The following is a 26,848-nucleotide window of genomic DNA, read 5'->3' as shown; positions in this document are numbered from 1 at the left end:
AACACCCCAGGCCCTTCGTCTGGACGAAGACAGCCGACGAGATCCTCGACAAAGTCGCCGCCTACTGCCGACGAATCTCTGACTCAGGTCACTAGTCAGAGCCCGGCACATCGCGGAATTCGCCACTATCCGGCCGCCCGCTTCTCTGCACCAAAGTCAAATCAGACCAGTGCTCAGCACTTCGGCTGATAGCTGCCGTTAACGGCCCGGCGAAGCCTGCCGAAGATCAATGATGTGCCGAACGGACCGTCCAGAACGGACCGGGCCGTGACCAATGAGAGGTAGGACAGACCATGACCCGTGTCTCTGATGCCGTGCAGGCGATGCAGTGCAAGTTCGATCCGGCGGCTGCTGCCGGCGTGGACGTGATCTTCGGGTTCAACGTGACGCGAGGACAAGCAGTTCTCGATCGTCGTCAAGGATGTGACCTGCGATCTGCTGGAAGGGGAGCACTCTGACGCCAACTGCACTCTCGTGATGGACTCGGAGACCCTGCAGGGGATCGTCTCCGGCGAGACGGACACCCTGCAGGCGCTCATGAGCGGCAAGATGCGGGTCAAAACATCCGTGTCCTTCACTCGGATCGCGGCCGGGTGGTCGGCATGCCGAGAGCGACGGGCGACCGTTGTGCGAGTCGGGCTGCGTCAGCTTGTTTGGTGCGGACGAAGGTCGGGGTCATGTCGATGCCTTCGATCTCACCGAGCCACTGCTCTTCCTCGGCCCGTTTGCGACGGAGGATCAAGTCCTTCTCGATCTCGGCCAGCCGCGGCAACATCTTCGGGTTGACCTGCAGCATCGGGCATCGGATGTCCCGTTGACCGAACTAGCTTGGGCTCCATTCGAGGTCAACTCGTAGTGACCACAGGGCGGTTGAGGCTCCTACTGACGGTAGCGGTGACTGCGCGTGTAGTGGTGGATCTGGTTTCATCGCGTGTCGTCGAGCAGGTCGGCTCGTTCTCAGCGCCAACGGCTGTAGCGATGTCCCCCGAGGTCGGTACAGCCGCCTGCGCTGAGTGCGATCAGCGGGTGCCGCTAGTGGAAGCGGACGACGACGCACCCCGGCTGTCCGGCTCGGCCGTCGCTGCCTTCGCGGCCGGCGGTGCCGCCGCCGGCGGAGCCCCCGGTGCCGGCGCGGCCAGCGGTGCCGCAGTCGGTGGGAACCGGTCCGGCGGCGCCGCCGCCGGCGCCGCCGTCGCCGCCCCGGGAGGTGCCGCTGACGCCTTTGGTGCCGTTGGTGCCCGTGGTGCCTGGCTTGTAGCCGCAGTGGCCCTCGCTGGGGCTTTTGCCGCCGCCGCCGGCGGTGTTGCCTCCGAAGTTGGCGTGGCCGAGCCCGCCGCCGCCGCCGATGCCGCCGGGCGCGGTGTCGATGCGGCCGCTGAGGCTGACGGAGGTGGCGCCGCCGTCGCCGCCCTTGCCGCCGTCATTCGAGCCGCCTACGGAGGAGGCGATGCCGCCGGCGCCGCCGTACCCGCCACGGCCCACCGTGATGCGCACGTCGTCGCCATGCTTGACGAAGTAGTGGCACTCCATGCGCCCGCCACCGCCGCCGCCACCACCACCACCCCCATTGCCGATGCCACCGCCACCGCCACCGCCACCGGCAGCGATGACGGTCACGGTGACCGTGAGGGCCCGGGTCGGAAGCTCGCAGGACACCGTTCCTGCGGTCTTGAACGCTTCGCCGCTCTTGCAAGGGGTCGCGGCGGCTGCCGGGGAGGCCAGTGTCACGGGCGCCACCACGCCTCCGACGGTCAGTGCAACTGCCGCAGCCAAGAGCTTGCGTACTCGGGGCCGGGGATTGTTCATCGTCATGTCCGAGGACACTACGGAGGCACGTCGGCCGCCGCTCCACAACAGCGGCCCCATCACTCAATCGTGGGACTCACAGGTTCGGCTGACCAGCGCAGACGACCTGAACCACCGAACCGGACCCAGGACCGGACCGGACGACGGCGAAGCCCATACCGTCACCGCGACCGGCGGTCGACTCGCGGTGACGTGGCACCGCCTGCTCTGCCTCACTACGCCCGCCGATCCTGGCGAATAAGCCGCTGGATGCTCCCGGCACACACGCCACCACGCGATCCGCAGCCATGATCACCGGCTTAGCGTTAACCGCTGTACCGATGTTCCCCGAGGCCGAGCTCGGACGCCGTCCCCTCGCTCACGGTCAACGTGCCAGTCGCCCCCGTCCGTATTTCGGAACGGCCGCTCACGAGCCGTCCCTCTTCGACAGCGCGGCCCGGGCCTCCATGCCTTGTCCACCAGAGAGTCACGTGCCAGGCGGTCATCCGGCGGCCGGGGTGGCGCCTTCGCCGAAGGCCGGCCGGCACGTCGGCGAACGTGACGTCCAGGCGCAGGCGGACGAAGCGCAGCGGGTGGCGCCAGGTGCCGCAGTCGATGGTGAGGTCGGCGTCGACTTCCGCGACTGTCTCGGGGGTGACCAGGGTGGCGTCCAGGGCCTCGCGGCTGCCCCGGGCGGAGGATTCTCTGTCAAGTTCAGACATGTTGACGTGCAACGGCCCACGCGTCGGCTCAACCGATGGCCGGGCTGCAGCGTTCGACGGAACCCGGTTCCCTCGCCGAACGAGTCGGCCCGAGGTTGTGTCCACCGGAGACATTGCCGTTCCACTACTCGGTGATACCGTATAGCCGTACTCGGTATCACGTAGTACCGGCAGGGCTGAGGAGTACCCGCGATGGACGACCTGACGGAGATGTTGAAGGGCACGCTCGAAGGGTGCGTGCTCGAAATCATCGGCAGCGAGGAAACCTACGGGTACGCCATCACTCGCCAGCTGAATGAGCTCGGCTTCGCCGACGTCATCGAGGGGACGGTGTACACGATCTTGCTGCGGCTGGAGAGGAACGGGCTCGTCCAAGTGACGAAACGACCATCCCGGGTCGGTCCGCCGCGCAAGTTCTACGCGCTCAACGACGCCGGGCGCGAGGAACTCGCAAAGTTCTGGGCGAAATGGCAGTACCTCTCATCACGCATCAACAGGCTCAAGGAGGGCGGGAGATGAACTTCTGGGAGAAGGTCACAGGCAGCGATCTCACCAGGGATTGGAAGGCGTTCGGAGCCCGGGTCGAGGCCCTGCCGGACGACTACCGGGAGGCGTGGGACCAGATCGTCGCCCACCTCTTCCCCTACGGGGACTTCACCGGCCGCAACCTGACACCGATCCTCGACTCCGCCCTGGGGCTGCTCGAAGTGTCGGCAACGGACGGGCAGAGCGTCCACGAGGTGCTCGGCGACGACATCCAGGGCTTCTGCACGGCGCTGGCCGGCGGAGCTGGGGCCCGGACTCATCGCGACCGGTGGCGCGAGCAGTTGAACAGGAACGTCGCACGGAAACTGAGCCGGCTGGGAGGCTGACGTGAGCATCCAAGACATCATCGAAGGCAAGAAACAGTGGCGGGCGCACGTGGCCCGGGTCAAGGCACTCCCGCCGGACTACCAGATCGTCTACAAGGAGATACAGAAGTACCTGTTCAAGGTCGGACCGATCAGCCTGTCCGACGGGCCCCTCCTCCCCGGAATCGTCGACTTCTTCGAGGAGGGCGTCGTCACAGGCAAAGGAGTCTTGGAACTCATCGGCACCGACGTCGCCGCGTTCTGCGACGACCTGATCAAGGACTCTCCCACCTATGCGGACGCCTACCAGGAATCCATTGGCGGGGAACCCGGCGCGAACAGGAAGTGACAGCCGCCGGACCGGTTCGCGGCGGTTCCGCCACGGTGGGGTTCATGGCGTCGTCTGCGTCGGCAGCACGTGCACAGGTGTCTCGACATCAGCTTTGAGCTGGGGGCTCTCCTTCGCGTCGGCTGCCCTGAGCGCTTTGAGCTGCCGGACCTGCTGGCGCAGACGCCGTTCGCTGGCGGTGTCCCTCCCCGACCCGGGTGCAACGATGGTTAGCGCGCCGTCGGGAAATGTCGCGGGCCTATGGCGGGTGGGGATTGACACGACGAAGGCTGGCGCCTGCGCCGCGGGGCGGCGTCGGTGGTGAGCTGGAGGGTGTCGCCGTGCATCGCGCGGTACCCGGGGAACAAGATCATGCCGCCCCCGCGAGAGGTACTTCGGCGATCGGGTTCCACCGTATGCGGGTACCGTCGTGCCACTGTTCAACGAGCAACCGGTCCACAGCCACGGTCGCCGACAGCGGCTGGTCGATGTCGGCGAGTGCGGCTTTGAGGGCGAGGGCGTCGATGGCCTCAGCACCGGCGCAGGCGTAGGCGACGGACATGTGGGGATGGCGGCTCGGCGCAGCCGTGAAGCAGGCGCCGGTGCCGCCCGTCACGTGGGTGAGGATTTCCACGATCTTCGTGAACACGCGCCCCGGCCACCCGCTGATCTCCACACCGACACTGCCCACGGCGGGCCGGTCGAAGGTCAGGATGAAGGGCGTGAGCATCTGCGCATACCCGCCTGCCTCCTTGACGAGCGCGTCCGTGTCGACCGCGCCCCGGCTCAGGCCGACAGCGTGGATGAGCGTGCAGTGCATACCGTCCACCGGCACACTCCGCAGTCCCGGCCGGGCAAGGCTCCTGTAGGTTCTCGTTACCGCTGTCCCATTGCATGACGCTGACCAGCGCAGATACGCCCGTCTCACAGCCGGTCCCCCACGAGTTCGTCTCACTTCCGTGTCCCTTCCGCGCTGTCCGGCGGGAGTCGAGACGAGCGAACGGGGGCCCAGCCGAGGCCGTCACATGGGTCTCTGACCGGTCGGACCGTGAGGTCAACGTCTGGAACCGCCTCGACCTCCCCACCCGGCAAGTGCCACCCACGGGGTTGGACCTGACACGAGCACACCCGTCCCCGACGGCATGGCCGAGGGCGGGCCGGGGTTCAGGCGAGCGGGAATGCCTTCGCGTCCCAGTCGATGTGGTGGTCGAACTGCCAGGCCGTCTTCTCCGGGTTGATCAGCTTCATGCCCACCGGCATCAGCAGGTCGCGCAGCACCCGGCCGACCGGGCCCGGTGACTTGTTGCTGTTCGTGCGGGCGCCGAGCTTGATGATGCGTTCGACGCGGGGACGGCGCAGTTGTTCGTACGCGGCGAAGCCCTGGTCGTAGGGCAGGTCCCGCAGACAGCGCGCCAGTTCAACGGCGCTTTCGCTGGCGATGGAGGCGCCCTGCCCCGAGCTGGACGAGGCGGCGTGGGCCGCGTCGCCGATCAGGGTCATGCGGCCGCGGGTCCAGGTCGGGACACTCGGCATGTTCTCCATCGGGCCGGTGATCAGGAGTCGGCCGGGGTCGGTAGCGCTGATCATCTCCAGAGCCGGGGTGCTGTCGTCGGCGAAGGCGGTGTGCAGGGCACGCATCCACTTCTTCGCGCCGATCGCCTGAGCCTCGGCGACTGTCATCGGGGCGTGGTGCGGCAGGTTCACGAACCACACCGCTGAGGAGTCGTCGAAGATCTGGTAGCCGAAGAAGGCGCGCTTGCCGAAGCACAGGTACATGACGCCGTTGGTGGAGGGCAGCCCGCACTCCTCCATCCGCGCACCGAAGGAGACCAGGCCGGCGTAGTTCGGCCGTGGTGCGGCCGGGTCGATCAGGGGGCGGACCGTGGACCGGATGCCGTCGGCACCGATCAGGATGTCGGCGCTCGCCTGCGTACCGTCCGCGAAGTGCGCGGTGACGGCGGAGCCGGTGTCGGTCGCGCCGGTCAACCGCTTGCCGTGGTGAATGGGTATCGAGCGGCGCTCCGCCTCGTCGTAGATCCCCCAGTAAAGGTCGGCGCGCCAGACGAACTGCTGGACGGGGAGGCGCGAAGGCGGGGCGAACCGTGCGAGCTGCTTGCCCGTCCCACTCCGCAACACCATGGAGGTGACCGGGGTACCAATGGCGCGGACGATGCCGCCCGCGCCGATGGCGTCGAGGGCGTTCTGGCCGTTGGGAGCGATGGTCATGCCGCCACCGGCCCCCTCCGCCGTGGAGTCGTACGCCTCGTAGACGGCGACCTCGATACCGGCCTGACGCAGGGCCATCGCGGCGACCGGGCCTGCGATCCCGCCCCCGATGATGAGTGCGGTGCGGGCTTTGCCGATGCTGGTCATGACTGGTGCCCCCTTGTCGGATCGTCGATCGCCGGTACGCCGCCGGCCTTGTGGGCGCGACGCACGTCCTGGACGTACGCACGGGAGAACATCGCAGACAGGAGCGCGATGCCACCGCGGTGGATGCGGATCTCGCTGTTCGTCGCGGAGCCGGACAGGTGGACAAGGCGGCTGGCCGCCTTGTCGCCGTTGGATGAGGACGTGGAGTCCTTGATCTTGCCGCGGGCGGTCCAGCTCAGGTTCCAGTGGTCGATGGCAGTGTCGTCGTCGACGAGCAGCTTGACCATGGCCCGGTCCATATCGAGGTGAATCTCGATGTCGTCGGGGAGGCCGGGCGAGCGGAGGTCGAGGACGGCTGCGCCATGGCAGGCCTTGACCTCGAAGCGGCCGGCCTCGGTCCAGTAGCCAAGGTGCTTGACGAGGCCGTGGTCGGAGTGGATGCGCTCGGTGAGGGACATCTCGGTGGCACCTCTCTGGATGGTGTTGCCCTGACGACTTTGATAGTTGCACCGAAACTAGTTCGACGTCAACTAGTTAATCTGAGGCTACAATCAGGTCCATGACCCCATCTGCCCCCCGCAGCTCCCCGCTCGCCCTGACCGTCCTGGCTCTGCTGCACTACAAACCGCTGCACCCGTACGGCGTCCAGCGCCTGATCAAGGACTGGGGCAAGGAGCAGGTCGTCAACGTCAGCCAGCGCGCGAGCCTCTACCGCACGATCGAGCGACTAAATGGCGCCGGGCTGATCGCCGTCCGCGAGACCGGGCGCGATCAGCAGTACCCGGAGCGGACCGTGTACGAAATCACCGACGCGGGGCGCGAGACCGCCCGCGCCTGGCTGGAGGAGATGCTCTCCGCACCCAAGCAGGAGTTCCCGGAGTTCCCGGCCGCCCTGTCGAACCTGCTGCTGCTCACGCCGCGAGACATGGCTGACGTACTGGATCAGCGGGCCGACGCACTCACGGAGAAGCTCGACGGACTGGAAGCGGCCATGGCCGCAGAGGCGGAGCAGGGACTGCCGCGTATCACCCGCCTGGAGACCGAATACCTGCGGGCCGTGACGGCCGCGGAGCTGGGGTGGGTGCGCGCGGTGGTCGAAGACTTGCGAGCCGGCGCGCTCTCGTGGTCCAAGGAGCAGTTGGACGCCCTCGCGGTGGGGCCAGCGCAGCAGTGAGCCCTCCCCCGGAGTCTCCGGGGACAGCCTGAAGCGCCGCATTCACCATGGATTTCGCGGAAGAGACTCCGTCGTTACCGGCCCTGGTCGATGGGGGTGTCGCCGCGCCAAACGCTGAGCTGGGCACCCAGTTCCTGGAACCCCGGAGCTACAGCCACACGCTGTGATGGATATGGCCGTGCTCTCCACTGCAGCAGCAACCCGGCAGCGAGGGCATGGGCCACTGCTGCGGACTCCTCAGCCCGGGCCAGACGCTGGCCCCGACGGTGTGGGGCAACCGGCAACCAGCACGCTCAGGTGGGCTACCAACCGTGGCCAGGACCGGTACCCGGCCGGGGCTGAGGTATCCGGCATGTCAACACCGCTGCATGGGCCTGGCCGACACGCATCCCGGCGGCGTCATGGTGGGCGCGGACGGTAGTGGAATCCACGCTGACCAGCGACAAATCCGTTCTCCCCGCGCGGGCCGCCTCGGCGATCAGGCCTTCCAGTAGGGCGGAGAAGACACCGGCGTCCCGCCAGACCCGGAACCGCCCGTAGACGGTGGCCCAGGGGCCGAACTCGGCAGGCATTTCCCGCCACTGGCCGCTGGAGCGGAACCGCCAGATCACCCCCTCGGACCGCTCCCGAAGCCGTTCGGGGTACGGGCCGTACCTGCCGATCGGCAGGTACGGCCCGATGAACTTCCACTGAACCTTGGTGAGTTGCCTACGCGTCACGACCAATGTCCTACCGGGTTCCGCCCCACAGAGAAGGCAAAACCCAGCAACTGATCACGACACCACACACGCCCTAATGCCGCTGCTGTCGGCCGCACCTGCGGCACGTGTCGTGACCGTCGGCAGTTTCGCAGCGAAATCCGAACGGCTGGACCTGGACGACCTCCAGTCCCGGCGGGACTACCGGGCCAAACGCGCCTACGGACGATCCAAGCTGGCACAGATGTACTTCGGGCTCGAACTTGACCGCCGCCTGCGCACCCTCGGTAGCTCGGCGGAGAGCGTGGTAGTCCACCCCGGCGGCGCGCTGGACTCCCTCACCCCGTCACGGCCACCGGTCCATGTGCGAAGCGTCGGCGCACGGTTGCGCACGGCACCCGCCGCTCTGCTCGTCCAAGGCAAGCACGCCGGCGCATGGCCAGCGGTCCGAGCCGTGCTCGACCCGGCCACGCGCGGAGGCCAGCTGTGGGGACCACGCCTCTTCAGTCTGCGCGGCACACCTCGACAAGAAGCGGTATGGAGTCATCTCGCCGACACCACTGTCGCTGCGCGGCTGTGGGACGCCAGCCGCAACCTGACCAACGTCGACCCCGCCGATCTGCGCGGATAGGCCAGGCGAGCAGCCCGTCGACAACTGGCATGCTCAGGTGGCCAACCGGGGGTTCTGGACCGTTCTTCCATGAAGACCAACCTGCCACCGGCCGCAAGTGCTTTCAGCACAGAGCCCCGCGCTGCTCAGGCGACTGCCTGGTATGGACGCAGGCCGCCCTTCTGGCGTAATCCTCACGGAAGCGCGGTCAGAACCACAGCAGTTCCCCGTGTGGGCGTGTGACCGCCTTGATCAGCGGTGCGCCCCTGCCCCCATGATCAGGAGTAGAAGCCGTGGCCGTGGTCGCCCCGGCTCACGAGAAAGTCGTCCGAGGCAGTGGAGGAGTTTCTCGTGCCGCTGCGCTCGGGAAACTTACCGATCAGGATCCACTTCCAAGCGACGGGCTTCTTCGCTGGTCAAGCTGTCGGGGTGGCGAGTGAACTGGTGGTGGCCCACCAGGCTGCTGGCTCATGCCCGGGCCCGCCCTTCCCGCGCCAGCCCGCGCTTCACCGAGGCGGCTCGAGCCGCCGAGCGTCGGCGGCCGCCGCGCACCTTGCCCGCCAGCTCGACGCTCTGGTCTCCGCCAGCCACTGATCCTGGAGTCCGGTGGGGAGCGTCCCGTGAACAACCAACAGTCACCTTCCTCTCGCCGGGGATGAGTCAGGGCTCGTCCGGGAACTCCGTGGTGGACGGGCCGGCAATGGGGAGGGGCTATGGGGGCGGCGGCACTGCTGCGGTGTTGGTGGCCGGCATGGGTGTGTTAGGTACGCGGCAGATAGCCCGGTTCTGGGACGGGGCGATGGACTGGACGCCGCGGGTCGGCGCAGTCGACGACTACCGCGGCGATCGGCCCGGTGTCCCGGTACAGCGGACGCGGTTCCAGGACACAGAACTCATTGCCCTCCGGGTCGGCCATGACCGTCCAGGGGACCTCACCCTGACCCACGTCGGCCGGCGTCGCACCGAGACTCTTCAGGCGTTCCACCAACTCCGCCTGGTGGGCGCTCGATGAGGTGGCCAGATCGAGGTGTACCCGGTTCTTGACCTTCATGGGTTCCGGGTCGGCCACGATGTCGATGCAGACGACCACGGGATCGGGATAGACGAAGCCCGCGGGTTCGAGGTTGGTCACCCCTGACCCCCCCCGCTGTCCATGCCCCACCCCAGTGCCTCCGCCCAGAACCGGCCGACCGGTGTCACCGACGGGCCCGCGGTGAGGTCCCCGAACGCCGCTACATCGCCCCAACATCCTGTCCGCCTGTATCAATGGCCACGGCACCTCTGAATCCCGAAGGCCCCTCACCTGCTCTGGGCGGCTGAGCATCGCTCCGGCCCACGCCCATCACAGATACTCGAAAAATCGTATCCGCCACGATGCCTGTCCAGCCACGGGCCGTAGCTGGTCACGGCGCCGACGTGGTCCTCCAAGCCCCCACTACGGCGTGGCGGAGATCGTCGTGGTCGGCGGGCCCCGGAGTGGTGACCACGGCAAGCTGGCCAAAATTGCTGAGCCGGATGCCGAGGCGAGCTCCCGCTCCGGTCGCCGCTACCGGGACCGCGATCCTGATGTAGGCGCTCGCATCTTTCGTCGACTCGCTGCGGCAAGGCCGGAGCCCATGCCCGGCAGATGCCGTGGCGATGGGGGTGGAGGCTGCCCCGCCGGGCAAGGCATCGTGGCGTCCGCGGTCACCGTCTGCGGCGCATCCGTCCCGAACGCCGCCGTATGACCGCCACCCCGCGCACGGTGCCCGCGCACGGTGCCCGCGCACAGTGCGCGCCACGGCCGACCGAGGCGACGTAACGACTTCGCATGCCAATGTGCGGACAACTGTTACATCGCCGACGGAATACCTACGTGCGCTCTTCGTAACGTCAGCCCTGCCGCTCACACCCCGGTGCCGCCCGTCAGCACGACCCACACCCCGCCGGCCCGGGACGGGCCGATGCAGGGCTGCGCCTCGGGCAGACCACCGTGGCGGTGCACGCATCTCCCCGGGAAGTCGCGGAAGGCGTGCTCGCCCCACGTCCCGCCCGATGCCCCCGCCCGATGCCCCCGCCCGTATGCCCCGCCCGCCCATTGACCCGCGAAAGACCTCCTGTGCCGCTTCAGCCTGCCCGCCGCGCCTTCGTCGCCAGTCTCATAGCCCTTGCCGCGGCGATATCGGCCTGCACTCCCGCCTCATCGACGCTCGCCTCCTCGCCGGTCCGCCAGCGCGGTCCGGTCCAGGCCGTCCGGGACGGTTCCAGCGGTGCCCGGGTCATGCAGGTCGTCGCCCACCCGGACGACGACCTGTACTTCATGAACCCCGACCTCCAGCAGTCCATAGACGCCAATGACCAGCTCGTCAGCGTCTATGTGACCAGCGGCGAAGCCCAGGGCTTCAACAAGCTCCCCGGCCGCAAGCCCTCCCAGCCGAACGTCACCGATTACGCCGGTGCCCGCCGCCAGGGCCTACGCCAGGCCTACGCGCTGATGGCGACCGGCGACACCAAGGCACCCTGGACCAGGCAGGCCAGCGCGCTCCCGGACGGCACCTCCGTAGAGGTGGACGCCCTCAGCGGGCGCCCCGGCATCCGTCTGGTCTTCCTCGGTGTGTCCCAGCACTACGCCGCCCCTGGCACCATCGCCGACCTCGACCTGCGCCATCTCTGGGAGGACCCCCGCGCGGTCACCCGGACGCTGGCGGGCACCGGCTCCCCCGTACGCACCTCGCACCAGGTCACCCGCGCCGGTCTGATTGACGCGCTGGTCCACCTCATGGACAGCTACCGGCCCACGCTCGTTCGCACCATGGACCCCGACCCGGACATGCAGGTGCGCGACGCCAAGCACCGCGCCCACCACGACCAGCGCGGCTATTCGGACCACCCCGACCACACCGCCGTCGCGCTGTTCACCTACGCCGCGCTCGACCGCTACCGGGCCCCGCACGCCGTCACCGCCTTCCGCGGCTACTACAACGAGCGCTGGCCGCAGGCCCTGCCCCCGCGGATCGTCCGCGAGAAGGCCGATGTGCTCAACGCCTACGGAGGCTCTCCGCGGGGCTGCGACGTCAAGGCGTTCGGCGGCTGCGGTGACTACGACGTCGGCCGGGACCGTTCCTACGGCACCGGCTGGCTCCAGCGCACCTCGCTGCGCTACCCCACCGCCGCGCCGCAGGTGCGGCAGGACGCCGACGGGCGGCTCACGGCGTTCGCCGTCCTCAACGGCCAGGCTGCCATGTGGCAGGAGACCGCCCGCGGCAGCGGACAGTGGACGGCGCCGGAACTGCTGCCCGGCAAGGGACTCGTGCCGGGCCTGACAGCCTCGCCGAAGCCGGACGGCCGCTGGCAACTGTTCGCCGAGCGCATCGCCGCCCTCGGCCCCGGGGCTACGGACAACCGGCGTGAGATCGTCACGACGGAGCAGACACGCAGGGGCGGCCCGTTCGGCGCCTGGGTATCGCTCGGCGCACCCGACCGCGACCCCGAGCACAGCCGCCGGGTCGGCGGGCCCGTCGTGACCCGCGGCGCCGACGGCACCATCTGGCTGTTCGCCCGCAACTGGGCCAAGGGCGTCTCGTTCCGCAGCGAGCGCGCCGACGGTACGTGGAGCGACTGGTCGGACCTGGGCGGCGCCGAAGTCCAGGAGGGGCTGAGCGTCGTCACCGACGCCCAGGGCATCGTGCACGTCTTCGGCGCCGGGCACGACACGGTTCGCCACTGGGCGCAGCGCGTCCCGGGAGGACCGTTCGCGGTCGTACCCACGGGGCTGCCCGCGCCGGCCGATCCGCCGGCGGCGCTGGCTCGGCCCGACGGTTCCCTCGTTCTCGCCTTCCGCGAGGCCGGGAGCGCCCGTCTGCTCGTACGTACCCTGCCCGCCGGTGGCGGAGCATGGCTCGACGAGAAGATCGACCTGGACAGCCGCGGCTACGGCACGCTCGCCCTGGGCCTCGTACCCGGCGGAGTACTGCTGGCCGTCCGCGACAATGACGGTGGGACGGGCGTGGCCGCTCTGGGCACCGGGCGTGCCCCGCGCTGGAGCACCGTCCCCGGAGCTGTGGTCGGCGCGGCTTCCCTGGCGACAGACTCCGGCGACCGCCCCGTCCTCGCTCTGCTCGCGCCCGACGCTACGCTCCATGTCCGGGCCGTATCCGAAGTCAAGCCCGCCGAACAGGGAGACCCCCGAGACCTCCAACGAACGACCGAGGCCGCGTCACAGAGCCGCCGGCTCATGCACCCGCGCTAGGAGCTGTCCGAGCCGATCATTGCCCATCCCGCGGAGGCCGGGGCGGCTGGAAGCAGGCTGTGACGTCCTTGCCGCGAGGGCAGCGGTAGGTCTGCCATTCGTCGGCGAGGGCGTCGATGAGAAGCATTCCCCGGCCCCCGGTGGCCTCCTCACCGGCGTGACGTGGTTCCGGCACCAGGGGCGAGGCGTCGTGCACCGTCACATGCAGGCATTCCTCGTCCCAGGCCAGGATGAGCTGGGCGTCGCTTCGGGCATGCACATGGGCGTTGGTGACCAGCTCGGAGACGGTCAGCACGACGGAGTCCAGCAGATCCGGCGCGGTCCGGTCCCACCCGAGCCTCGCGAGATGCTCACGCGTCCAGTCCCGTGCCGTCTTCACGCCGCTGCTGACCGGCAGCGAACGCGCCCACCCGACAGCTCTCAGTGCAGGATCCTGCGGCACTGTCCCTCCTTCCACCGACAACGGGTACTCGTCTCCGTCTGCCCGGGAAGCAGCTCACTCAACGTGCACTGCCGAAGAGGCTGCCGAGGAAGCCGCAGGCTCAGCCCCAAGGCCCCCCGTCTCGCCCAGCCGGATAGGCCAACACCCCCCTGTCCGTCTCCTCCCACGCCGGCTTCAGCCCGCCCAGGAGCTTCGGCTCGTCCGCGGCCCGGTCGGCCTGCTCGCGCTGGTCCTTCGAGAGATCGAATCAGTTGGTCCTGGCCGTTCTTGCCCCGGTAGTACTTCCAGTTCCCGCGCCGCAGTGCACGCTCCCCGCGCACGCGCCAGAACAGCTCACGCTCGGCAAGCTGCTCGCCCTTCAGCAGGTAGGGGGCAAGGCTCGTGCCGTCCAGCCTGTACGCCGGGTGTGGGCGCACCCCTCCGATCTCCAAAAGCATCGCAGTCCAGTCCGGTGTGAAGACCGGCTCATGGCTGACCTGCCCGCCGTCGAGACGCGCGGGCCACCGCACGATGGTCGGCACGCGGATCCCACCCTCCTTGAGCGAGGCCTTGTTGCCCGACAAGGGCCAGTTGTACGAGAAGCGCTCACCGCCGTTGTCAGAGGCGAAGAACACCAACGTGTCCCGCCCCTGGCCGGGCTTCTCCAAGGCGCGCAGCACGACGCCGACCGACCGGTCCAGGTCCTGCACCATCTGCGCGTACTTCTCGACGGAACCGCCGTCCTGATGCCGGAGCGCACCTTTGGCACCAGCTTTGATCCTGCGGACGATCTCGGCGCTCTCCTCCTCCCCGTCCCCCTCGGCGATCCAAGGCCAGTGCGGAGTGGTGAAGTTGAGGTTCAGCAGCCAGGGTCGTCCGCCGTGGTCCCGCTGGACGTACTCGCCGGCGCGCTCGGTCAGGATGCGCGTGTAGTACCGCAGGTCCTTGTTTTGCTTAGCTGATCACCTGTCGGACGGTGAGCGCGAGGCTACGACGTCACGGGTTCCAGCCGCAGCCGTCGGGCTGGCCAGGGCGGTGGCTCGGCCGGGCCGAACCAGACCCGGGCGTCCTCCCCGGTGCGGACGGGCAGACGGGGAAAATCGTTCTCGGCGTGCTCGGTGCGGTGCAGGGCATGGCCCGGGCCCAGGTGCCGGGCGGCGTACGCATCGAAGGCGGCCGCTTCGGTGGGGTGGCAGACGGTCGCGAACACTTGACCGGCGCCGGGCCGAGGCGTGAAGCCCGGGCCGCGCAGCAGCAGGACGTTGTCACTGTCGACCATGGTGGCGTTGGCCGCATCCCGGTGCTCCCGCCAGACCGGGCCGGTGTAGAACGCCTCCAGCGCGCGCCGGCGGTGCGCCATGTCGGGGAACGCGCGCAGCCAGACAAAGCGGTCCGGGTCGTCCAGGTCGCGGAAACGGCCTCCGACAGTGATACCGACCGCCTGCTGACCGTTCACGAACTCGCGCTCGAACAGCTCGATCAGCGTCTCCCGGGCTCCAGGATGCAAGGTGTACTGCCGGAGTTCGACGATGCTCATCCGCCGACCCGCCCCGTGCGGGTGAGATCCATGGTCCAGTTGAGCTCCCAGGAGCGGCCGTCGTCGGCGGAGAACTCCTGCTCCCAGCGGGCAGTGTCCGGGCCGAGGCGGTACCAGGCGAAGTGCACTCGGATCGGCCGGCCGTTGTAGGTGTCCTTTCCCTGGAAATCGCCGCGGTCACCGGTGAAGCCGCCGACCACCGGCGGATCCAGTCGGCCCGTCCGGCTGTCGGACCAGTGGATCGACCAGCGCTCCGTCTCCCGGTCGAACAGCCGCAGGGTCACGCCCTGACGGCCGAGGGTGGGGAAGGTGATCTCGTCAATGTTGCCGGCACCCCCGAAAAGCGGCCGGACCACCGCGTGACCGGGGAACTCCACCCAGGTACCGGGGCCCGAGCCGAGTGGTGCGGTGAGACGGCGGTTGGCCACGTCCCAGGAGCCGTGCAGGAAGTCGAAGTCGTCCATGCGCCGCAGGTTAGGGCCGATCTGCTGACATCCCCTGTCAGTGGATACTGAGCGGCATGCGTGCGAGTCGGCTGGTCACCCTGCTTCTGCTGCTCCAGAACCGGGGCCGGATGACGGCCCGGCAGCTGGCCGAGGAATTGGAGGTCTCCGTCCGGACCGTCTACCGGGATGTCGAGGCGCTCGGCACCGCCGGTATTCCGCTGTACGGTGACGCCGGACACGCGGGCGGCTACCGGCTGGTCGACGGCTACCGGACCCGGCTCACCGGACTGACCGCAGACGAGGCGCAGGCCGCGTTCCTTGCCGCACTCCCCGGCGCCGCCGCCGAGCTCGGCCTCGGCGAGGCGCTCGCCACCGCCCAGCTCAAGCTGCGGGCCGCCCTTCCGGCGGAGCTGCGCGAGCACGCCGAGCGGATCCAGGAGCGCTTCCTGCTCGACGCCCCCGGCTGGTACGGCGACGCCGACCGTACGCCTCACCTGACCGCGGCCGCCACCGCAGTGTGGGCGCAGCGGGCGGTGGTACTGCGGTACCGGCGCTGGCGGGCGCCGGAGGAGATCGAGCGGCGGGTGGAGCCGTACGGGCTCGTACTCAAGGCCGGCCGCTGGTACCTGGTCGCCGACGGGCCATCCGGGATCCGCACCTACCGGATCGACCAGATCCTCGAACTCCGGCCACTGGAAGACGAGTTCGCCATCCCGGACGGGTTCGACCTGGCCAGGCACTGGAACAGCTATCTGGCCGACTTCCGAGCGCGACTACACACCGGGGAGGCCCTGGTACGGCTCACCCCGGAAGGCGCCCGCCGCCTCGGCGTCACACCCACCGGTGACGGATGGACGGAGGCCCGGGTGCCCATCGAGTCGATCGATCACGCCCACGGAGAGTTCCTGCGGCTGGGCACCGACGTCGAGGTCATGGCACCGGCTGAACTCCGCGACCGCATCGCCGAGACGGTACGGACCCTGGCCACCCGCTACGAAGGGTGACCCTGGGCAGAGGGTTCTCCCGACCGAGGCACCGGCCACGGCCACTCGCGAAAGCGTGAGGCTAGTGATCCTGACCGCTCCTCCCCTGCGACGTACAGCGCCGTCTGCCACAGCGACTTGAAGGCCGGTCAGCAGGGTCAGCAGCCCCCGTTCGTAAGAACCAGGAACTGTTCAGCGCCAGGGCAAATCTCGGTGCCCATGCGTGTAGCCGACTGAGCCGACCGCCGGTTCGGGGCCGCCGGGATGGGGAGTTGCCTAAGACCGAACGCATGGCCCTGGGGAATGGGTGACGCTGGACAGCGTGTACGCCTTCGCCTGTAGGTGACCTGCCGTCCCGCTGGGGGCGCCGGCGGAGTAACCACTGGCCCGCTCGGTGCGAACGCGGTCACCGCACATCGCACAGTCGCCATCTTGAGAGCCAGCTACCGGAACAACAACAGGTCGCCACCCGCGCCACACCCGTACCCCGTGGGAGCGTGGCGCCGTCCTTTCCCAAGCGCTGGAAGAGGCCGGTGGACGTGTACTGCCTGAGGTTCGCAACAATCTCACGCAGCCACGCCTCACGAACGCCCGGCAGCCGGACCAGGGTGTGCTGGAACGACCTCCAGTCGGCCGGAACAGGGAATTGGGGCGCGACGGAAGCGGATCGTCGGCGGCAGCCCGCCAACAGGTTTTCGCGTCCAGCACAGGGCCAGGTGGTCTGCCGGCGTCCTGCCGCTCTCGCCGGCGTCGGCTGTGCAGTGGCCCTGCTCGAATCGAACCGGCTCTGACTGGTCCCGGGACTGTCGGCCATCACGTACGACTTGACGGAGCTTCGCGTGATGGCCGCGTCCCCTCCAGGTGACCCCCTTGGCCCCTCGGTCCTCCAGCGGCCCCGCCGCCGCCCCGCCCCCAGGCCGGGGTCCACCAACCGGTGGACCCCAGGTTCAACCAGTCGCTGCTGTCGGCGCCGCACCCCCAGCCAACAGCATGGAGGCATGAAGAATCTTCCCGTACGCATTGCTCGTTGGAGCGCCGCCCGTCCCTGGCGGGGCATTGTCGGCTGGTTCCTCTTCGTCGTTCTGTGCCTCGGTATCGGTATCTCCGTCGGCACCAACGCGGCGACCACCGAGGACTTCCGCATAGGAGAGGCGGGACGTGGTGAGGCGATCGCCGCGGAGGGCGGGTTGCAGCAGCGGCCCGTCGAACACGTCCTGATCACCGCGCAGCCGGGAACCGGAAAGCTCGACATCGCCGCGGCCGATTCGGCCGCCGCCGACATCGCCGCCCGGATGACCAAACTGCCCGACGTGCTCTCCGTCGCCGGCCCGGTGCGCAGCGCGGGCAACACGGCTGTGCGGGTCACCATCACCATGAAGGGCCCGGAGCTGGAGGGCAAGGAGCATGTCGACCCGCTGATCGAGCAGACCGCCGCCGTACAGAAGGCCAACCCCGGGCTGCGCGTGGAGGAGACGGGATCACCGTCCATCAGCAAGGGCGTGGGCAAGCTGCGCGGCGACGATTTCTCGCGCACCGAGGTGATCGCCCTGCCGGTCACCTTCATCACCTTGCTGCTGGTCTTCGGCTCCATGGCGATGGCCCTCGTACCGCTGCTGCTCGCCCTGTCCTCGATCGCCGCGGCCGTCGGCCTGTCGATGGTGGCCTCGCACGTCTTTCCCGACGCGGGTGTCGGCACCAACGTCATCCTGCTCATCGGTCTCGCCGTCGGCGTCGACTACACGCTCTTCTACCTCAAGCGCGAACGCGAGGAGCGGGCCCGCGCCGGCGGCAGGCTGAGCCCGCAGGCCGTCGTCGAACTGGCCGCCGCCACGTCAGGGCGAGCCGTCGTCCTCTCCGGTCTCGCCGTGGCCGTCTCCAGCGCCACCCTCTACCTCGCCGACGACGTCATCTTCTCGTCCATCGCCACCGGCGCGATCGTCGTCACGCTGGTCGCCGTCGTCAGTTCCCTGACCGTACTGCCCGCACTCCTCGCCAAGCTGGGCATGCGTGCCGAGCGCCGGGCCGAGCGCCGGGCGGCCCGCGGGCTCGCGCCGAAGAAGCGGAAGGCGCACAAGACCGGCCCCGGCCGTCTGACCGCCGCCGTGCTGCGCCCCGTCGCCAAGCACCCCGTCGCCACCCTCACCGTCACCGTCGCCGGGCTGGTCGCTCTCGCCGCCCCGCTCCTCGGCCTCAAGCTCACCGACATGGGCCGCGAGACGCACTCCCGCTCCATCGTCGCCATGCAGGTCTACGACCGGCTGAACGCGGCCTATCCGGAGCTGAAGTCCATGCACCAGGTCCTGGTCCGCGCCGACGCCAACCGCTCGTCGGAGGTGACCGCCGCTCTGCGCGAACTCGCCGCCGACGTCAAGGGCGACCCACGCCTGAGCGGCACCCCCCGGCTGACCACTTCGCCCGACCAGCGGATCAGCATGCTGCAACTGCAGGTCCCGCACTACGTCAGCAGCGACGAGGCCCAGTCCTCGCTCCAGGACATCCGCGACACGTTCGTCCCGCAGACCGTCGGCCGGGTGAAGGGGGCCGAGACCGCGGTGACCGGTGACGTCGCCCGCTACACCGACTACCCGACCCACCAGGAACAGAAGCTGCCCCTCATCATCGGCGCACTCCTCCTGGTCACCTTCACCATGACCGTCTGGGCCTTCCGCTCCGTGGTCCTCGGCCTGGTGGGCGTCGTCCTCAACCTCCTCTCCGCCGCCGCCTCGCTCGGCATCCTCGTCCTGGTCTTCCAGCACACCTGGGCCGAAGGCCTGGTCGACTTCACCTCCACCGGGTCGATCGGCTCCCGTGTGCCGCTGTTCCTCTTCGTGATCCTGTTCGGCCTCTCCATGGACTACCAGGTCTTCGTGATCAGCCGGATCCGGGAAGCGGCCCTGCGCGGAGTCCCGACCCGGAGGGCCGTGATCGAAGGCATCGGCAGCTCGGCGGGGGTGGTGACCAGCGCCGCCGTGGTCATGGTGACGGTCTTCGCCAGCTTCGCGGCACTGCACCTGATCGAGATGAAGCAGATCGGCTTCAGCCTCGCGGTCGCCGTCCTCCTGGATGCCTTCGTCATCCGGCTGCTGGTCCTGCCGTCCCTGATGCTCCTGCTCGGCGAGGCCAACTGGTGGCCCTCTCGCGGAGTGAGCCGTGCCCGCCACACCACCGACCAGGCCCCCCACACCCTGGAATCGGTAAGCTGATCAACTCGACCGCCGGGCCTCCAACTCCCCTACGAACGAAATGAATCAGCGTGAGTCAGTGGCAGCAGCAGCCGGGTGACCGGCTCATCCAGGACCGTACCCTCCGCTGGAACCTGGCAGCCTGGATCCTGTTCGGCCTGCTTCCCCCGGCCATCGCCGTGCTCGACGCGTCACCGGCCCGCATGTGCTGGATGTTCGGACTGCTCGCCCTGATCGCGCTGTGCCACACCGTCGTTCTCACCCGGCCGGACACCTCCGTGCCGTCTCCCCGCACCTACCTTGCCGTCCTCGCTGTCGTCCTCGGCGCGGCGTCCTACCTCCTGGACGGCGGGGCCGCGTTCTACGTGGTATCTCTGCCGCAGTTCTGGCTCTTCACCCGCACCCCGTCGGACGCGATCGGGCTCAGCGGGGCCGCCGCGGCCCTGACCGTCTTCGGCGGCACACTCGGCCAGGGCTGGAGCCCGCATTTCCTCACCGGGAACGCGGTGGTCACCGTCGTCGCCTACGTCGCAGGGGTGGGTCTGGGGCTGTGGGTGCACCGCTTCGTCGGCCAGAGCAAGGAGCGGCAGGAGCAACTGGCCTCCGAACTGTCCGTAACACAGGAGGAGTTGGCGGTCGCGTATCAGCGGCAGGGGGCGGCTGAGGAGCGCGAGCGGCTTGCCCGGGAGATTCATGACACCCTCGCCCAGGGCTTCGCCTCCATCGTCGTGCTCGCGGAGGCCGCCCGCGCCGGCGTCGTCAGCGACCCCGTCCGCTGCGCCGAGCAGCTCACCTCCATCGAGCAGACCGCGCGCGAGAACCTGGCCGAGGCCCGGGTGCTCGTCGGCTCCGCCCCCGTGAGCGGTGTCGCGGCAGGTTCGCTGGCCGCCACCCTGCGAAGGACCCTCGACCGTTTCGTCCAGGACACCGGTCTCACCGTCACCGCCGAGCTGCCCGACATCGACCTGGACCAGCGCACCCGCGTCGCCCTGCTGCGCTGCACGCAGGAGTCCCTCGCCAACATACGCAAGCACGCGGGCGCCTCCACCGTCGGCGTCGTCCTCTCCGAGCGCCCCGGCGGTGTCGAACTGGAGATCACCGACGACGGCCGCGGGTTCGTCGTCGAGGAGTCCCATGGCTTCGGCCTCGACGGCATGCGCCGACGGCTGGCCGAACTCGACGGCGAACTCGCCGTCACCAGCTCGCTCGGCGACGGCACCCTTGTCCTCGCCACCCTTCCCACGCAGAGTCAGGACTGACCATGACCGACACCCCGTACGACCGGATCCGGGTGGTCGTGGTCGACGACCACGCCGTCATGCGCGCCGGAGTCATTGCCCTGCTGACCAACGAGCCCACGATAGAGATCGTCGGCGAGGCGAGCGACGGTCGCGAGGGCGTCGACCTCGTCGAGCGGCTCGCCCCCGATGTGGCGCTCCTCGACCTGCGTATGCCGGTGCTCGACGGCGTGGCCGCCACCACCGAGATCGTCGCCCTGCCGACACCCACCCGCGTGCTGATCCTCACCACCTACGACACGGACGTCGAGATCGAACGAGCCGTCGAGGCCGGCGCCGTCGGCTACCTCCTCAAGGACACCACCCGCGAGCAGCTCGCCGACGCGATCCGCTCGGCCGCACGCGGTGAGACGGTCCTCGCGCCCAAGGTCGCCGAGCGCCTCGTGGCCCGGATGCGCCGCCCCGAGCCGGTCGCCCTCACCGCCCGGGAACGGGACGTGCTGCGCGCGGTCGCCGACGGTCTGTCCAACGCGGAGATCGGCCGTCGCCTGGTGATCGGCGAGGCCACGGTGAAGACGCATCTTCTGCGGGTCTTCGCGAAACTCGACGTCAATGACCGCACGCGCGCCGTCGTCGTCGCCCTGGAACGCGGACTCCTCGCACACTCCTGACGCCCCGACGCCGACAAGGGTCAGACAGCCGGCAGGCGGGTGCGTTTCCCCGTCCGCTCGCCTGGTCGGGCGCCGCGTTCCCGGCGTCCGACCAGGCGTTGCGCCTGTTAGAGGTACGGACGGGTGATCAGCTCGATCGCGTGGCCCGCCGGCCTTGAAGTACACACCCCGGCCGCCGTGCTCGTTGTTGATCTCGCTGGTGCCGCATCAGGCAACGTTCGCCCGGTCTTGTCGATCAAGTGGCGCATCGCGGGGGCACGTAGTCTCACGGGATGCACTCTCATCTGACCTTCGAGAACCCTCCTGCGCTGCCTCACGAGGTGGCGGCCGAGGCGTTGGAGCGGGCTCTGCGTGACCGCTCGCACGAGTTCGAGGCGGCGAGCGTCCTGGTCGGGAGCGCGTTGAACGACGACGATCGGGAGTTCGTCGAGCACTGGTGCATGGAGGTCGGAACCCGGGCTATCTCGGGAAGCCCTTTGCTCGGGCTGGCCGGCCTGTGTCTGGGACACACCGCGCGACGCTTCGGGCGTCTCAGCGGTGAGGCTCTCGCTCTGGTGGAGTCGCTGGCGTCGCGTGCCGAGGCAGACCCGTCGGACGTGGACGGTCGGGCTCTCGACGGCTTTGACGACGTCCGGAGCTTCCTGCACCTGTGGTGAAGCCGTTCGCAGGTACGGTCAGGCGGCGTTCGCCCTGCACACGATGGCGTTGAGGCGCTGGTCGGTGGCGTGCTTGTTCCGCATGATGTAGCGGCGGATCATGCTGCCCTGGGCCTTGTGGCTGGGATGGTCGGTGCCGTCGAGGGCGAAGTACCGCAGGGCGGTGAACTGGGCCTCGACCCAGTCAGAGGGAACCCGTTGCGTCGTCCTCGGCCGGGCCGGGGGCTGCCGTGCTGTCGGCGGCCTGGCCGGCGGCTCGTTCCGCGCGGAGTTCTTCGGCGACCTCGTAGGCCCGGCCCGGGTCGTAGACGGTGACCGAAGCGCCAGGGCTGTACATCGCGTTTGCCCGGGGCGTGTACCGATAGCCTTCGACACCGCGCCGGGCTGCTATGCCGTCGACCTCGCCGACGGGTACCCGCCACAGCTCGGCGGTGTGCGACGGGGTCCACCACTCGTCCGGACGCACGAAGTCTCGCTTGACCTCCGTCTGACGCTCCACCGTCACCTGGACCCGGCCGAGTTGCTCGGTCAACCAGCCGGTCAGCGCCTGTGCGTCGACCCGAGAGAGCGGTGCGGACGTCGACGGTTCGCACTCCACCGTCTCGCTGCGGGCATGCAACACCACCTTGACCGACTGCCGCTGCCCCAGACTGAGTCGCTCGATGACGACAACTCGCTGCAGATCAGCCATCGCCATGGTCGACGAACGCAGAAAGCGGGCGATCACCACCTGGGCCGGAGTTCCCAGGGGGCGGAACTCGACCCACCGCACCGTCATGGAGACCGTGACGTACATCATGGCCACGGCGAGCAGGATCACTGCGACGACCGTGAGCGCCAGCAGGATCCAGAAAATGCCCCAGACGAGTGAGCTCCCCGAGATCAAGGCGACCACCAGAACGGGCAGCACAAGTGGGGCTGCGACCACCGGCGGGATCATGATGCTCGCGCCGAGCCCGACGGCCAGCTCGCGGGCCCGGCTGGGCACGAACAGCAGCCGCCATCCGGCCGTCACGGGTGACACAACTCCCGCCAGCGGGCCGGGATGCTGAGTTGCCATGGCTCAAAGGTACGACTCTGCAAAGGAGTTCGTAAGGCCCACAGCGAGGGGGTTGAACCACCAACTCGGGCCCCTCGTACGGGAGGCCCGGTTCGCACCGCCCTCAAGGCGGCGCCGGCCGTACTCGCTGCTGATCTTTCCAGCCCGATCCTAGGCGGCTCTGTGCGTGCACGGCGGGCCTGGCAGCGGGGGGCACCGTGGCAGTCGCAAGATGTTCGATCCCGAGGTCTACCGGATCGTCCTGTTCGATCAGCGTGGCTGCGGCGAGAGCCGGCCTCACGCCTCCGACCCGTCCGTCAGCCTCGATCGCAACACCACCGACCATCTCATTGAGGATATGGAGCGGCTACGCGAACACCTGGGCATCGAGCGCTGGCTCCTCTACGGCGGCTCCTGGGGCTCAACACTGATCCTCGCCTACGCTGAGCGCTATCCCGAGCGAGTCTCCGAGGTGGTCATCGTCGGCGTCACCATGACCCGGCCGGAGGAAACCCACTGGCTCTACCACGGCGTCGGACGCCTGTTGCCAGGCCCCTGGGAGACATTCCGCGACGCACTTCCGGAGGCGGACCGGAGCGGCAACCTGGTGGCCGCCTACAACCGGCTGCTGAACAGCCCTGATGAGGCGGTCAGGGAGAAGGCAGCGCGGGACTGGTGCGCTTGGGAGGACGCTGTCATCGCCCACGAGGCACTCGGTCATCCGGGCGCCTACAGCGACAAGGCTGACAACGCACTGATGGCATTCGTTCGAATCTGTGCGCACTACTTCGCGAACGATGCCTGGCTTGAAGATGGACAACTGCTCCGTGACGCACATCGGCTGGCCGGTATCCCAGCAGTGCTGATCCACGGCCGACTCGACCTCGCCAGCCCATTGAAGACCGCCTGGGAGTTGTCCAAAGCCTGGCCGGACGCGGAGCTGAAAGTGATCGACGACTCCGGGCATACAGGCAGCCCCACGATGCAGCACGCGGTTCTGGAAGCGATCGCACGGTTCGGCAAAAGCGGGCGGTAATGGGCACCGCAGCGCCGTGCTCTCTCGCCGCACAAGAGAGCCAGAGGACAGGAATAGCGCACGGTCGGAATAGCCCCCTCGCCGGATAAGCGAGCGGGCCCTTAGGTACGTCCAGTCGACTGGGATGTGCGAAGCGTCCAGACATTCTCGACACTTCACGCAAGGCCTCAAGTCGTTTCGGGCGTCACGCACCCGTTGCGATTGGGGGCGGCAATGGCATGTCAGCCTCCTCATGGGCGGCTATCTACCGCCCCATGTACGGCCGCGAGATTCCCCAGGTCCGGCTGGTCAGGCTGCCCCCTCGCCTTGGATTTATGCTCCACAGCCCACAGGCGGCCAACGCATCACAGGTTCAGCCCGCCAGCGTTCAGGGGTGCCATGTTCCGGATCCGGGAGGGTGATGCGCGGGCGGAAGCCGTGCGCGGGTGCGCTCTTTACGCGGTGTGAGCGAACCTCAACCCCTGCTACATTCACCGCCGTTGATCACCGACTAGGGCGTGTCTCCTTGACGCTCTGACGGACCGAGCATCCCGCGAATGGTGTGGGCGGGTGGCCGGAACTGATCAGTTCAGTTCACCCTTGGGTGTGACCGGTGCGTCGGGTATCGGCCACACCGGACGGTCTGCGGTTTCCTCATACCGTCGGCAGGGGAGTCTGGGCGGTGCTGGCGGCGAGTGTGCGAGCTGGCACGTCCCACGAAGGAGAAGAGGCCACGTGATCGGCAATATGATGAGGTCTCTGCGACGATCGGCGGTGGCTGTCGCCGCCGTAGCAGCCCTTACCTCCATGATCGGAGCAGCTCAGCCCGCGCAGGCGTACCCGGCTTACCACAACATCCAGATCAAGACTTCCACAGGCAAGTGCCTGACCATCAGGAACCAGAGCACCAGCGACGGCGCTGTGCTTGAACAGAACCGGTGCCAGAATGTGGCTGCCCAGCGCTTCAAGAGTATGAACTTCGGCGTCGCGGACCCGGTTCACGTGCTCAGGACGTTCACGGACAAGTGCCTGACTATCGGCAGCGCCTCGGAAGGCAACACGCATTTTTGGCCGATCATCCAGCAGGAGTGCAGGGATGGTTCCTATCATCAGCGGTTCACCTACTTCCGCGAGTACGACAGGCCGGGCACGGGGTTCAGGTCGTTCTCCATGGGGCTCTGCTGGACCGTGACGGGCGGCAACGACGGAGCCAGGATCGAGGGCGACGCGTGCAACGGGTCTGACTCTCAGCGCTTCACAATCGTCTTCGTGTGAGGCCGCGCCGCTGCTCACCCGCAGTGGCACGATCCCCCAGCGCGTGACTCTTTGATCGGTTGGTCAGTTGATCGGATGTGTCTGTCCGCTTAGTGATCACTGATGCGATGTGGGACCGGATCGAGCCGCTGATGCCAGCCGATCCGGTCCGCGGGCGGCGGTGGGCCGACCACCGCCGCACCCTTGAGGCCATCCCGTGGAAGTACCGAACTTGCTCGCCCTGGAGGGACCTTCCGGACGAGCTGGGCCCGTACCAGACCGCTCACAAGCGACTGATCAGGTGGGCCGTGGACGGCACCTGGGAACAGATCCTGACTGCGCTCCTGACGGCAGCCGACGACGCTGACGACATCTGCTGGACCGTGTCGGTGGACTCCACCGTCTGCCGCGCCCACCAGCATGCCGCCACCGAAGCCGGTCAGCCCAGCTCCACCCGTCCGCTGCACACGCATCCGCTCTTCCGGGCCCCCGGATCCCTGCTGCCCGGCTACGTTGACGGCCACCACCAGCCTGCCGACGGCTTCCCGGCAGCCGAGCACGTCCACGCCACGACGCTGAAGCTGCCGGTCTGGAACGGCGCCGACGACGTCCGCCTCGGCGACGCCTACACCACCGCCATCACCAAAGTCGCCACCCACGCGAAGGACCTGACGTGACCACCTCCTCCGTCACCCCCGAGCTTCTGGACGACCTCGCCTGCGCCGCTGCGCGGGACGGCATCGAGAAGAGCGTCGTCGGCGCCGTCATCGCCAGCGAGGACGGCAAGGTGCTGCTGCTGCACCGGCCGGCCGCCGACTACCTCGGCGGACTGTGGGAGCTGCCCTCAGGCGGGGTCGAGTCCGGCGAGGGTCTGATCGAAGCCCTGAGGCGCGAAGTCGCCGAGGAAACCGGGCTGACCGTGACCGAGGTCGACACATACCTGGGACACTTCGACTACCGCTCTGCCTCGGGCCGCCGCACCCGCCAGTACAACTTCACAGCCACCGCCACCGCCACCGGGCAGACGGTGCAGCTCAGTGAGCATGACGCCCATCTGTGGGCGGACAGCGGCCGGCAGGCTCACGTCTCCAGTGCCGTCCAGGCCGTCTTGGGTACCTGGCGGCAGACGAACCTCTGACCGCCGCCGCGCCTGGCCCGCTCCGGTCCGTACCGCCCGAAGGACGGATGCCGACCGGAGCTCTTCCCTGGATGAGGAGCGAGCAAGGCTATGGCCGCCGACTGTTCGCGCCGCTCGGGCGGCGCCGAGGCAGCGTCAGGTGTCCAGCCCTGGCGGAGCGGCGGGGCGATCGTCCTGGCCGTGGTCGCCGATCGAGAAGGACGCTGGTGGCAGGCCATGGAGTGCTGTTCGCGCCACGCGGCCGCCACGTTCGGCGCAAAGGCCGTCACGACCCCCGCTCGCCCCACCTGCGACCCGCGGCCGACGGTCCGTCCACGGACAGCTGCGCGACGACCGCTCCGGCTGCCGCGCCGCAGTACTCCGATCGCACCTCGCCCACAGCCGATCCCCGCCAGTCTGGCGCACGTCCAGGCAGCGCAGCCGGACACCGGGCTGCCCGGATCCCGTGTCGTACGGTCTGATGTCGCGGCCGCCCACCGTCCGTAACGGATCTCACCGA

Annotated in this window: 23 protein-coding genes and 7 pseudogenes; 16 read left to right on the top strand and 14 right to left on the bottom strand. The window is 68.7% G+C overall.

Annotation, left to right across the window (positions count from 1 at the left end):
* Positions 1–173: 173 nt before the first annotated feature.
* On the bottom strand, positions 174–419 hold the full coding sequence (locus AB0G17_RS31730; protein WP_361390151.1) for a hypothetical protein: 246 nt from the start codon (positions 417–419) through the stop codon (positions 174–176).
* Positions 420–423: 4 nt separating this feature from the next.
* On the opposite strand from AB0G17_RS31730, the pseudogene AB0G17_RS31725 reads away from it, so the two are divergent.
* A pseudogene (locus AB0G17_RS31725) lies at positions 424–501 on the top strand (hypothetical protein); the annotation flags it as partial.
* A 73-nt stretch (positions 502–574) separates the two neighbouring features.
* Here AB0G17_RS31725 and AB0G17_RS31720 read toward each other — a convergent pair.
* The 3 genes from AB0G17_RS31720 to AB0G17_RS31710 form a co-directional block, all read right to left on the bottom strand.
* The gene (locus AB0G17_RS31720; RefSeq protein WP_361390149.1) at positions 575–796 is read right to left on the bottom strand and encodes a recombinase; all 222 of its coding nucleotides are present in this window, start codon (positions 794–796) and stop codon (positions 575–577) included.
* A 236-nt stretch (positions 797–1,032) separates the two neighbouring features.
* A complete protein-coding gene (locus tag AB0G17_RS31715; protein WP_361390147.1) occupies positions 1,033–1,728 on the bottom strand; it encodes a hypothetical protein in 696 nt (231 codons plus the stop codon).
* Positions 1,729–2,111: 383 nt separating this feature from the next.
* Positions 2,112–2,507, bottom strand: coding sequence for a hypothetical protein (locus AB0G17_RS31710; protein WP_361390145.1), 396 nt, complete (start codon positions 2,505–2,507; stop codon positions 2,112–2,114).
* 192 nt (positions 2,508–2,699) lie between these two features.
* Here AB0G17_RS31710 and AB0G17_RS31705 point away from each other — a divergent pair, with 192 nt between their 5' ends.
* Genes AB0G17_RS31705 through AB0G17_RS31695 form a run of 3 tightly spaced genes read left to right on the top strand, consistent with a single transcriptional unit; the run spans position 2,700 to position 3,707 of the window.
* Positions 2,700–3,026, top strand: a complete 327-nt coding sequence (locus AB0G17_RS31705) for a PadR family transcriptional regulator (RefSeq protein ID WP_361390143.1) — start codon at positions 2,700–2,702, stop codon at positions 3,024–3,026.
* Positions 3,023–3,379 (top strand): DUF1048 domain-containing protein, encoded by a 357-nt coding sequence (locus AB0G17_RS31700; RefSeq protein WP_361390141.1) that lies wholly within the window; start codon positions 3,023–3,025, stop codon positions 3,377–3,379. The genes AB0G17_RS31705 and AB0G17_RS31700 overlap by 4 nt, the downstream gene beginning before the upstream one ends.
* Before the next feature lies 1 nt (position 3,380).
* Entirely contained in the window at positions 3,381–3,707 is a 327-nt protein-coding gene (locus AB0G17_RS31695; RefSeq protein ID WP_361390139.1) for a DUF1048 domain-containing protein, read from the top strand.
* Between the two features lie 349 nt (positions 3,708–4,056).
* On the opposite strand, the gene AB0G17_RS31690 is transcribed toward AB0G17_RS31695, so the two are convergent.
* The 3 genes from AB0G17_RS31690 to AB0G17_RS31680 form a co-directional block, all read right to left on the bottom strand.
* Positions 4,057–4,515: a hypothetical protein gene (locus tag AB0G17_RS31690; protein WP_361390137.1), complete on the bottom strand. Its 459-nt coding sequence runs from the start codon at positions 4,513–4,515 to the stop codon at positions 4,057–4,059.
* A gap of 335 nt (positions 4,516–4,850) precedes the next feature.
* Positions 4,851–6,059, bottom strand: a complete 1,209-nt coding sequence (locus tag AB0G17_RS31685) for an NAD(P)/FAD-dependent oxidoreductase (RefSeq protein WP_361390135.1) — start codon at positions 6,057–6,059, stop codon at positions 4,851–4,853.
* Positions 6,056–6,517, bottom strand: coding sequence for a hypothetical protein (locus tag AB0G17_RS31680; protein WP_361390133.1), 462 nt, complete (start codon positions 6,515–6,517; stop codon positions 6,056–6,058). The genes AB0G17_RS31685 and AB0G17_RS31680 overlap by 4 nt, the downstream gene beginning before the upstream one ends.
* 101 nt (positions 6,518–6,618) lie before the next feature.
* On the opposite strand from AB0G17_RS31680, the gene AB0G17_RS31675 reads away from it, so the two are divergent.
* Positions 6,619–7,233 (top strand): PadR family transcriptional regulator, encoded by a 615-nt coding sequence (locus AB0G17_RS31675; RefSeq protein WP_361390131.1) that lies wholly within the window; start codon positions 6,619–6,621, stop codon positions 7,231–7,233.
* A 380-nt stretch (positions 7,234–7,613) separates the two neighbouring features.
* Here AB0G17_RS31675 and AB0G17_RS31670 read toward each other — a convergent pair.
* Positions 7,614–7,952: pseudogene (locus AB0G17_RS31670) on the bottom strand (transposase); the annotation flags it as partial.
* A gap of 73 nt (positions 7,953–8,025) precedes the next feature.
* Here AB0G17_RS31670 and AB0G17_RS31665 point away from each other — a divergent pair.
* Positions 8,026–8,562, top strand: a pseudogene (locus tag AB0G17_RS31665) (short-chain dehydrogenase); the annotation flags it as partial.
* 790 nt (positions 8,563–9,352) lie between these two features.
* On the opposite strand, the pseudogene AB0G17_RS31660 reads toward AB0G17_RS31665, so the two are convergent.
* Positions 9,353–9,741: pseudogene (locus tag AB0G17_RS31660) on the bottom strand (VOC family protein); the annotation flags it as partial.
* Positions 9,742–10,639: 898 nt separating this feature from the next.
* Between AB0G17_RS31660 and AB0G17_RS31655 the strand changes: the two are divergent.
* Positions 10,640–12,769, top strand: coding sequence for a PIG-L family deacetylase (locus tag AB0G17_RS31655; protein ID WP_361390129.1), 2,130 nt, complete (start codon positions 10,640–10,642; stop codon positions 12,767–12,769).
* Positions 12,770–12,785: 16 nt separating this feature from the next.
* Here the strand turns inward: AB0G17_RS31655 and AB0G17_RS31650 are convergent, their stop codons facing one another.
* From AB0G17_RS31650 to AB0G17_RS31635, 4 genes and pseudogenes are all read right to left on the bottom strand, one after another.
* Positions 12,786–13,211, bottom strand: coding sequence for an ATP-binding protein (locus AB0G17_RS31650; protein WP_361390127.1), 426 nt, complete (start codon positions 13,209–13,211; stop codon positions 12,786–12,788).
* A gap of 100 nt (positions 13,212–13,311) precedes the next feature.
* A pseudogene (locus tag AB0G17_RS31645) lies at positions 13,312–14,137 on the bottom strand (sulfatase-like hydrolase/transferase); the annotation flags it as partial.
* Positions 14,138–14,178: 41 nt separating this feature from the next.
* Positions 14,179–14,727, bottom strand: a complete 549-nt coding sequence (locus AB0G17_RS31640; RefSeq protein ID WP_361390125.1) for an NIPSNAP family protein — start codon at positions 14,725–14,727, stop codon at positions 14,179–14,181.
* Positions 14,724–15,191: a hypothetical protein gene (locus tag AB0G17_RS31635; protein ID WP_361390123.1), complete on the bottom strand. Its 468-nt coding sequence runs from the start codon at positions 15,189–15,191 to the stop codon at positions 14,724–14,726. Before AB0G17_RS31635 ends, AB0G17_RS31640 begins: the two co-directional genes overlap by 4 nt.
* A gap of 56 nt (positions 15,192–15,247) precedes the next feature.
* Between AB0G17_RS31635 and AB0G17_RS31630 the strand changes: the two genes are divergently transcribed.
* The 5 genes from AB0G17_RS31630 to AB0G17_RS31610 all read left to right on the top strand — a co-directional run bounded on the left by AB0G17_RS31630 (position 15,248) and on the right by AB0G17_RS31610 (position 21,903).
* Positions 15,248–16,177 carry a YafY family protein gene (locus tag AB0G17_RS31630; RefSeq protein ID WP_361390121.1) on the top strand — a complete coding sequence of 310 codons (930 nt, stop codon included), beginning with the start codon at positions 15,248–15,250 and terminating at the stop codon, positions 16,175–16,177.
* 977 nt (positions 16,178–17,154) lie between these two features.
* A complete protein-coding gene (locus AB0G17_RS31625; protein ID WP_361390118.1) occupies positions 17,155–19,359 on the top strand; it encodes an MMPL family transporter in 2,205 nt (734 codons plus the stop codon).
* 50 nt (positions 19,360–19,409) lie between these two features.
* Positions 19,410–20,597 carry a sensor histidine kinase gene (locus tag AB0G17_RS31620; protein ID WP_361390116.1) on the top strand — a complete coding sequence of 396 codons (1,188 nt, stop codon included), beginning with the start codon at positions 19,410–19,412 and terminating at the stop codon, positions 20,595–20,597.
* A 2-nt stretch (positions 20,598–20,599) separates the two neighbouring features.
* Positions 20,600–21,247: a response regulator transcription factor gene (locus AB0G17_RS31615; protein WP_361390114.1), complete on the top strand. Its 648-nt coding sequence runs from the start codon at positions 20,600–20,602 to the stop codon at positions 21,245–21,247.
* 272 nt (positions 21,248–21,519) lie between these two features.
* Positions 21,520–21,903 carry a hypothetical protein gene (locus AB0G17_RS31610; protein WP_361390112.1) on the top strand — a complete coding sequence of 128 codons (384 nt, stop codon included), beginning with the start codon at positions 21,520–21,522 and terminating at the stop codon, positions 21,901–21,903.
* A gap of 184 nt (positions 21,904–22,087) precedes the next feature.
* Here AB0G17_RS31610 and AB0G17_RS31605 read toward each other — a convergent pair whose 3' ends face one another.
* Positions 22,088–22,963 carry a hypothetical protein gene (locus tag AB0G17_RS31605; protein ID WP_361390155.1) on the bottom strand — a complete coding sequence of 292 codons (876 nt, stop codon included), beginning with the start codon at positions 22,961–22,963 and terminating at the stop codon, positions 22,088–22,090.
* A gap of 154 nt (positions 22,964–23,117) precedes the next feature.
* Here AB0G17_RS31605 and pip point away from each other — a divergent pair.
* The 4 genes and pseudogenes from pip to AB0G17_RS31585 form a co-directional block, all read left to right on the top strand.
* A pseudogene (pip, locus tag AB0G17_RS31600) lies at positions 23,118–23,978 on the top strand (prolyl aminopeptidase); the annotation flags it as partial.
* Positions 23,979–24,692: 714 nt separating this feature from the next.
* Positions 24,693–25,232 (top strand): ricin-type beta-trefoil lectin domain protein, encoded by a 540-nt coding sequence (locus tag AB0G17_RS31595; RefSeq protein ID WP_361390110.1) that lies wholly within the window; start codon positions 24,693–24,695, stop codon positions 25,230–25,232.
* A gap of 77 nt (positions 25,233–25,309) precedes the next feature.
* Positions 25,310–25,636 (top strand): annotated as a pseudogene (locus AB0G17_RS31590) (transposase); the annotation flags it as partial.
* A gap of 248 nt (positions 25,637–25,884) precedes the next feature.
* Complete coding sequence (locus AB0G17_RS31585; protein WP_361390108.1) at positions 25,885–26,349, top strand: NUDIX hydrolase; 465 nt, start codon at positions 25,885–25,887, stop codon at positions 26,347–26,349.
* Positions 26,350–26,848 lie beyond the last annotated feature (499 nt).

The sequence above is a fragment of the Streptomyces sp. NPDC023838 genome (genome assembly GCF_040639555.1).
GTDB lineage: Bacteria > Actinomycetota > Actinomycetes > Streptomycetales > Streptomycetaceae > Streptomyces.
The sequence above is the reverse complement of the archived record's forward strand: the minus strand, read 5'-3'. Positions and strand labels throughout refer to the sequence as shown.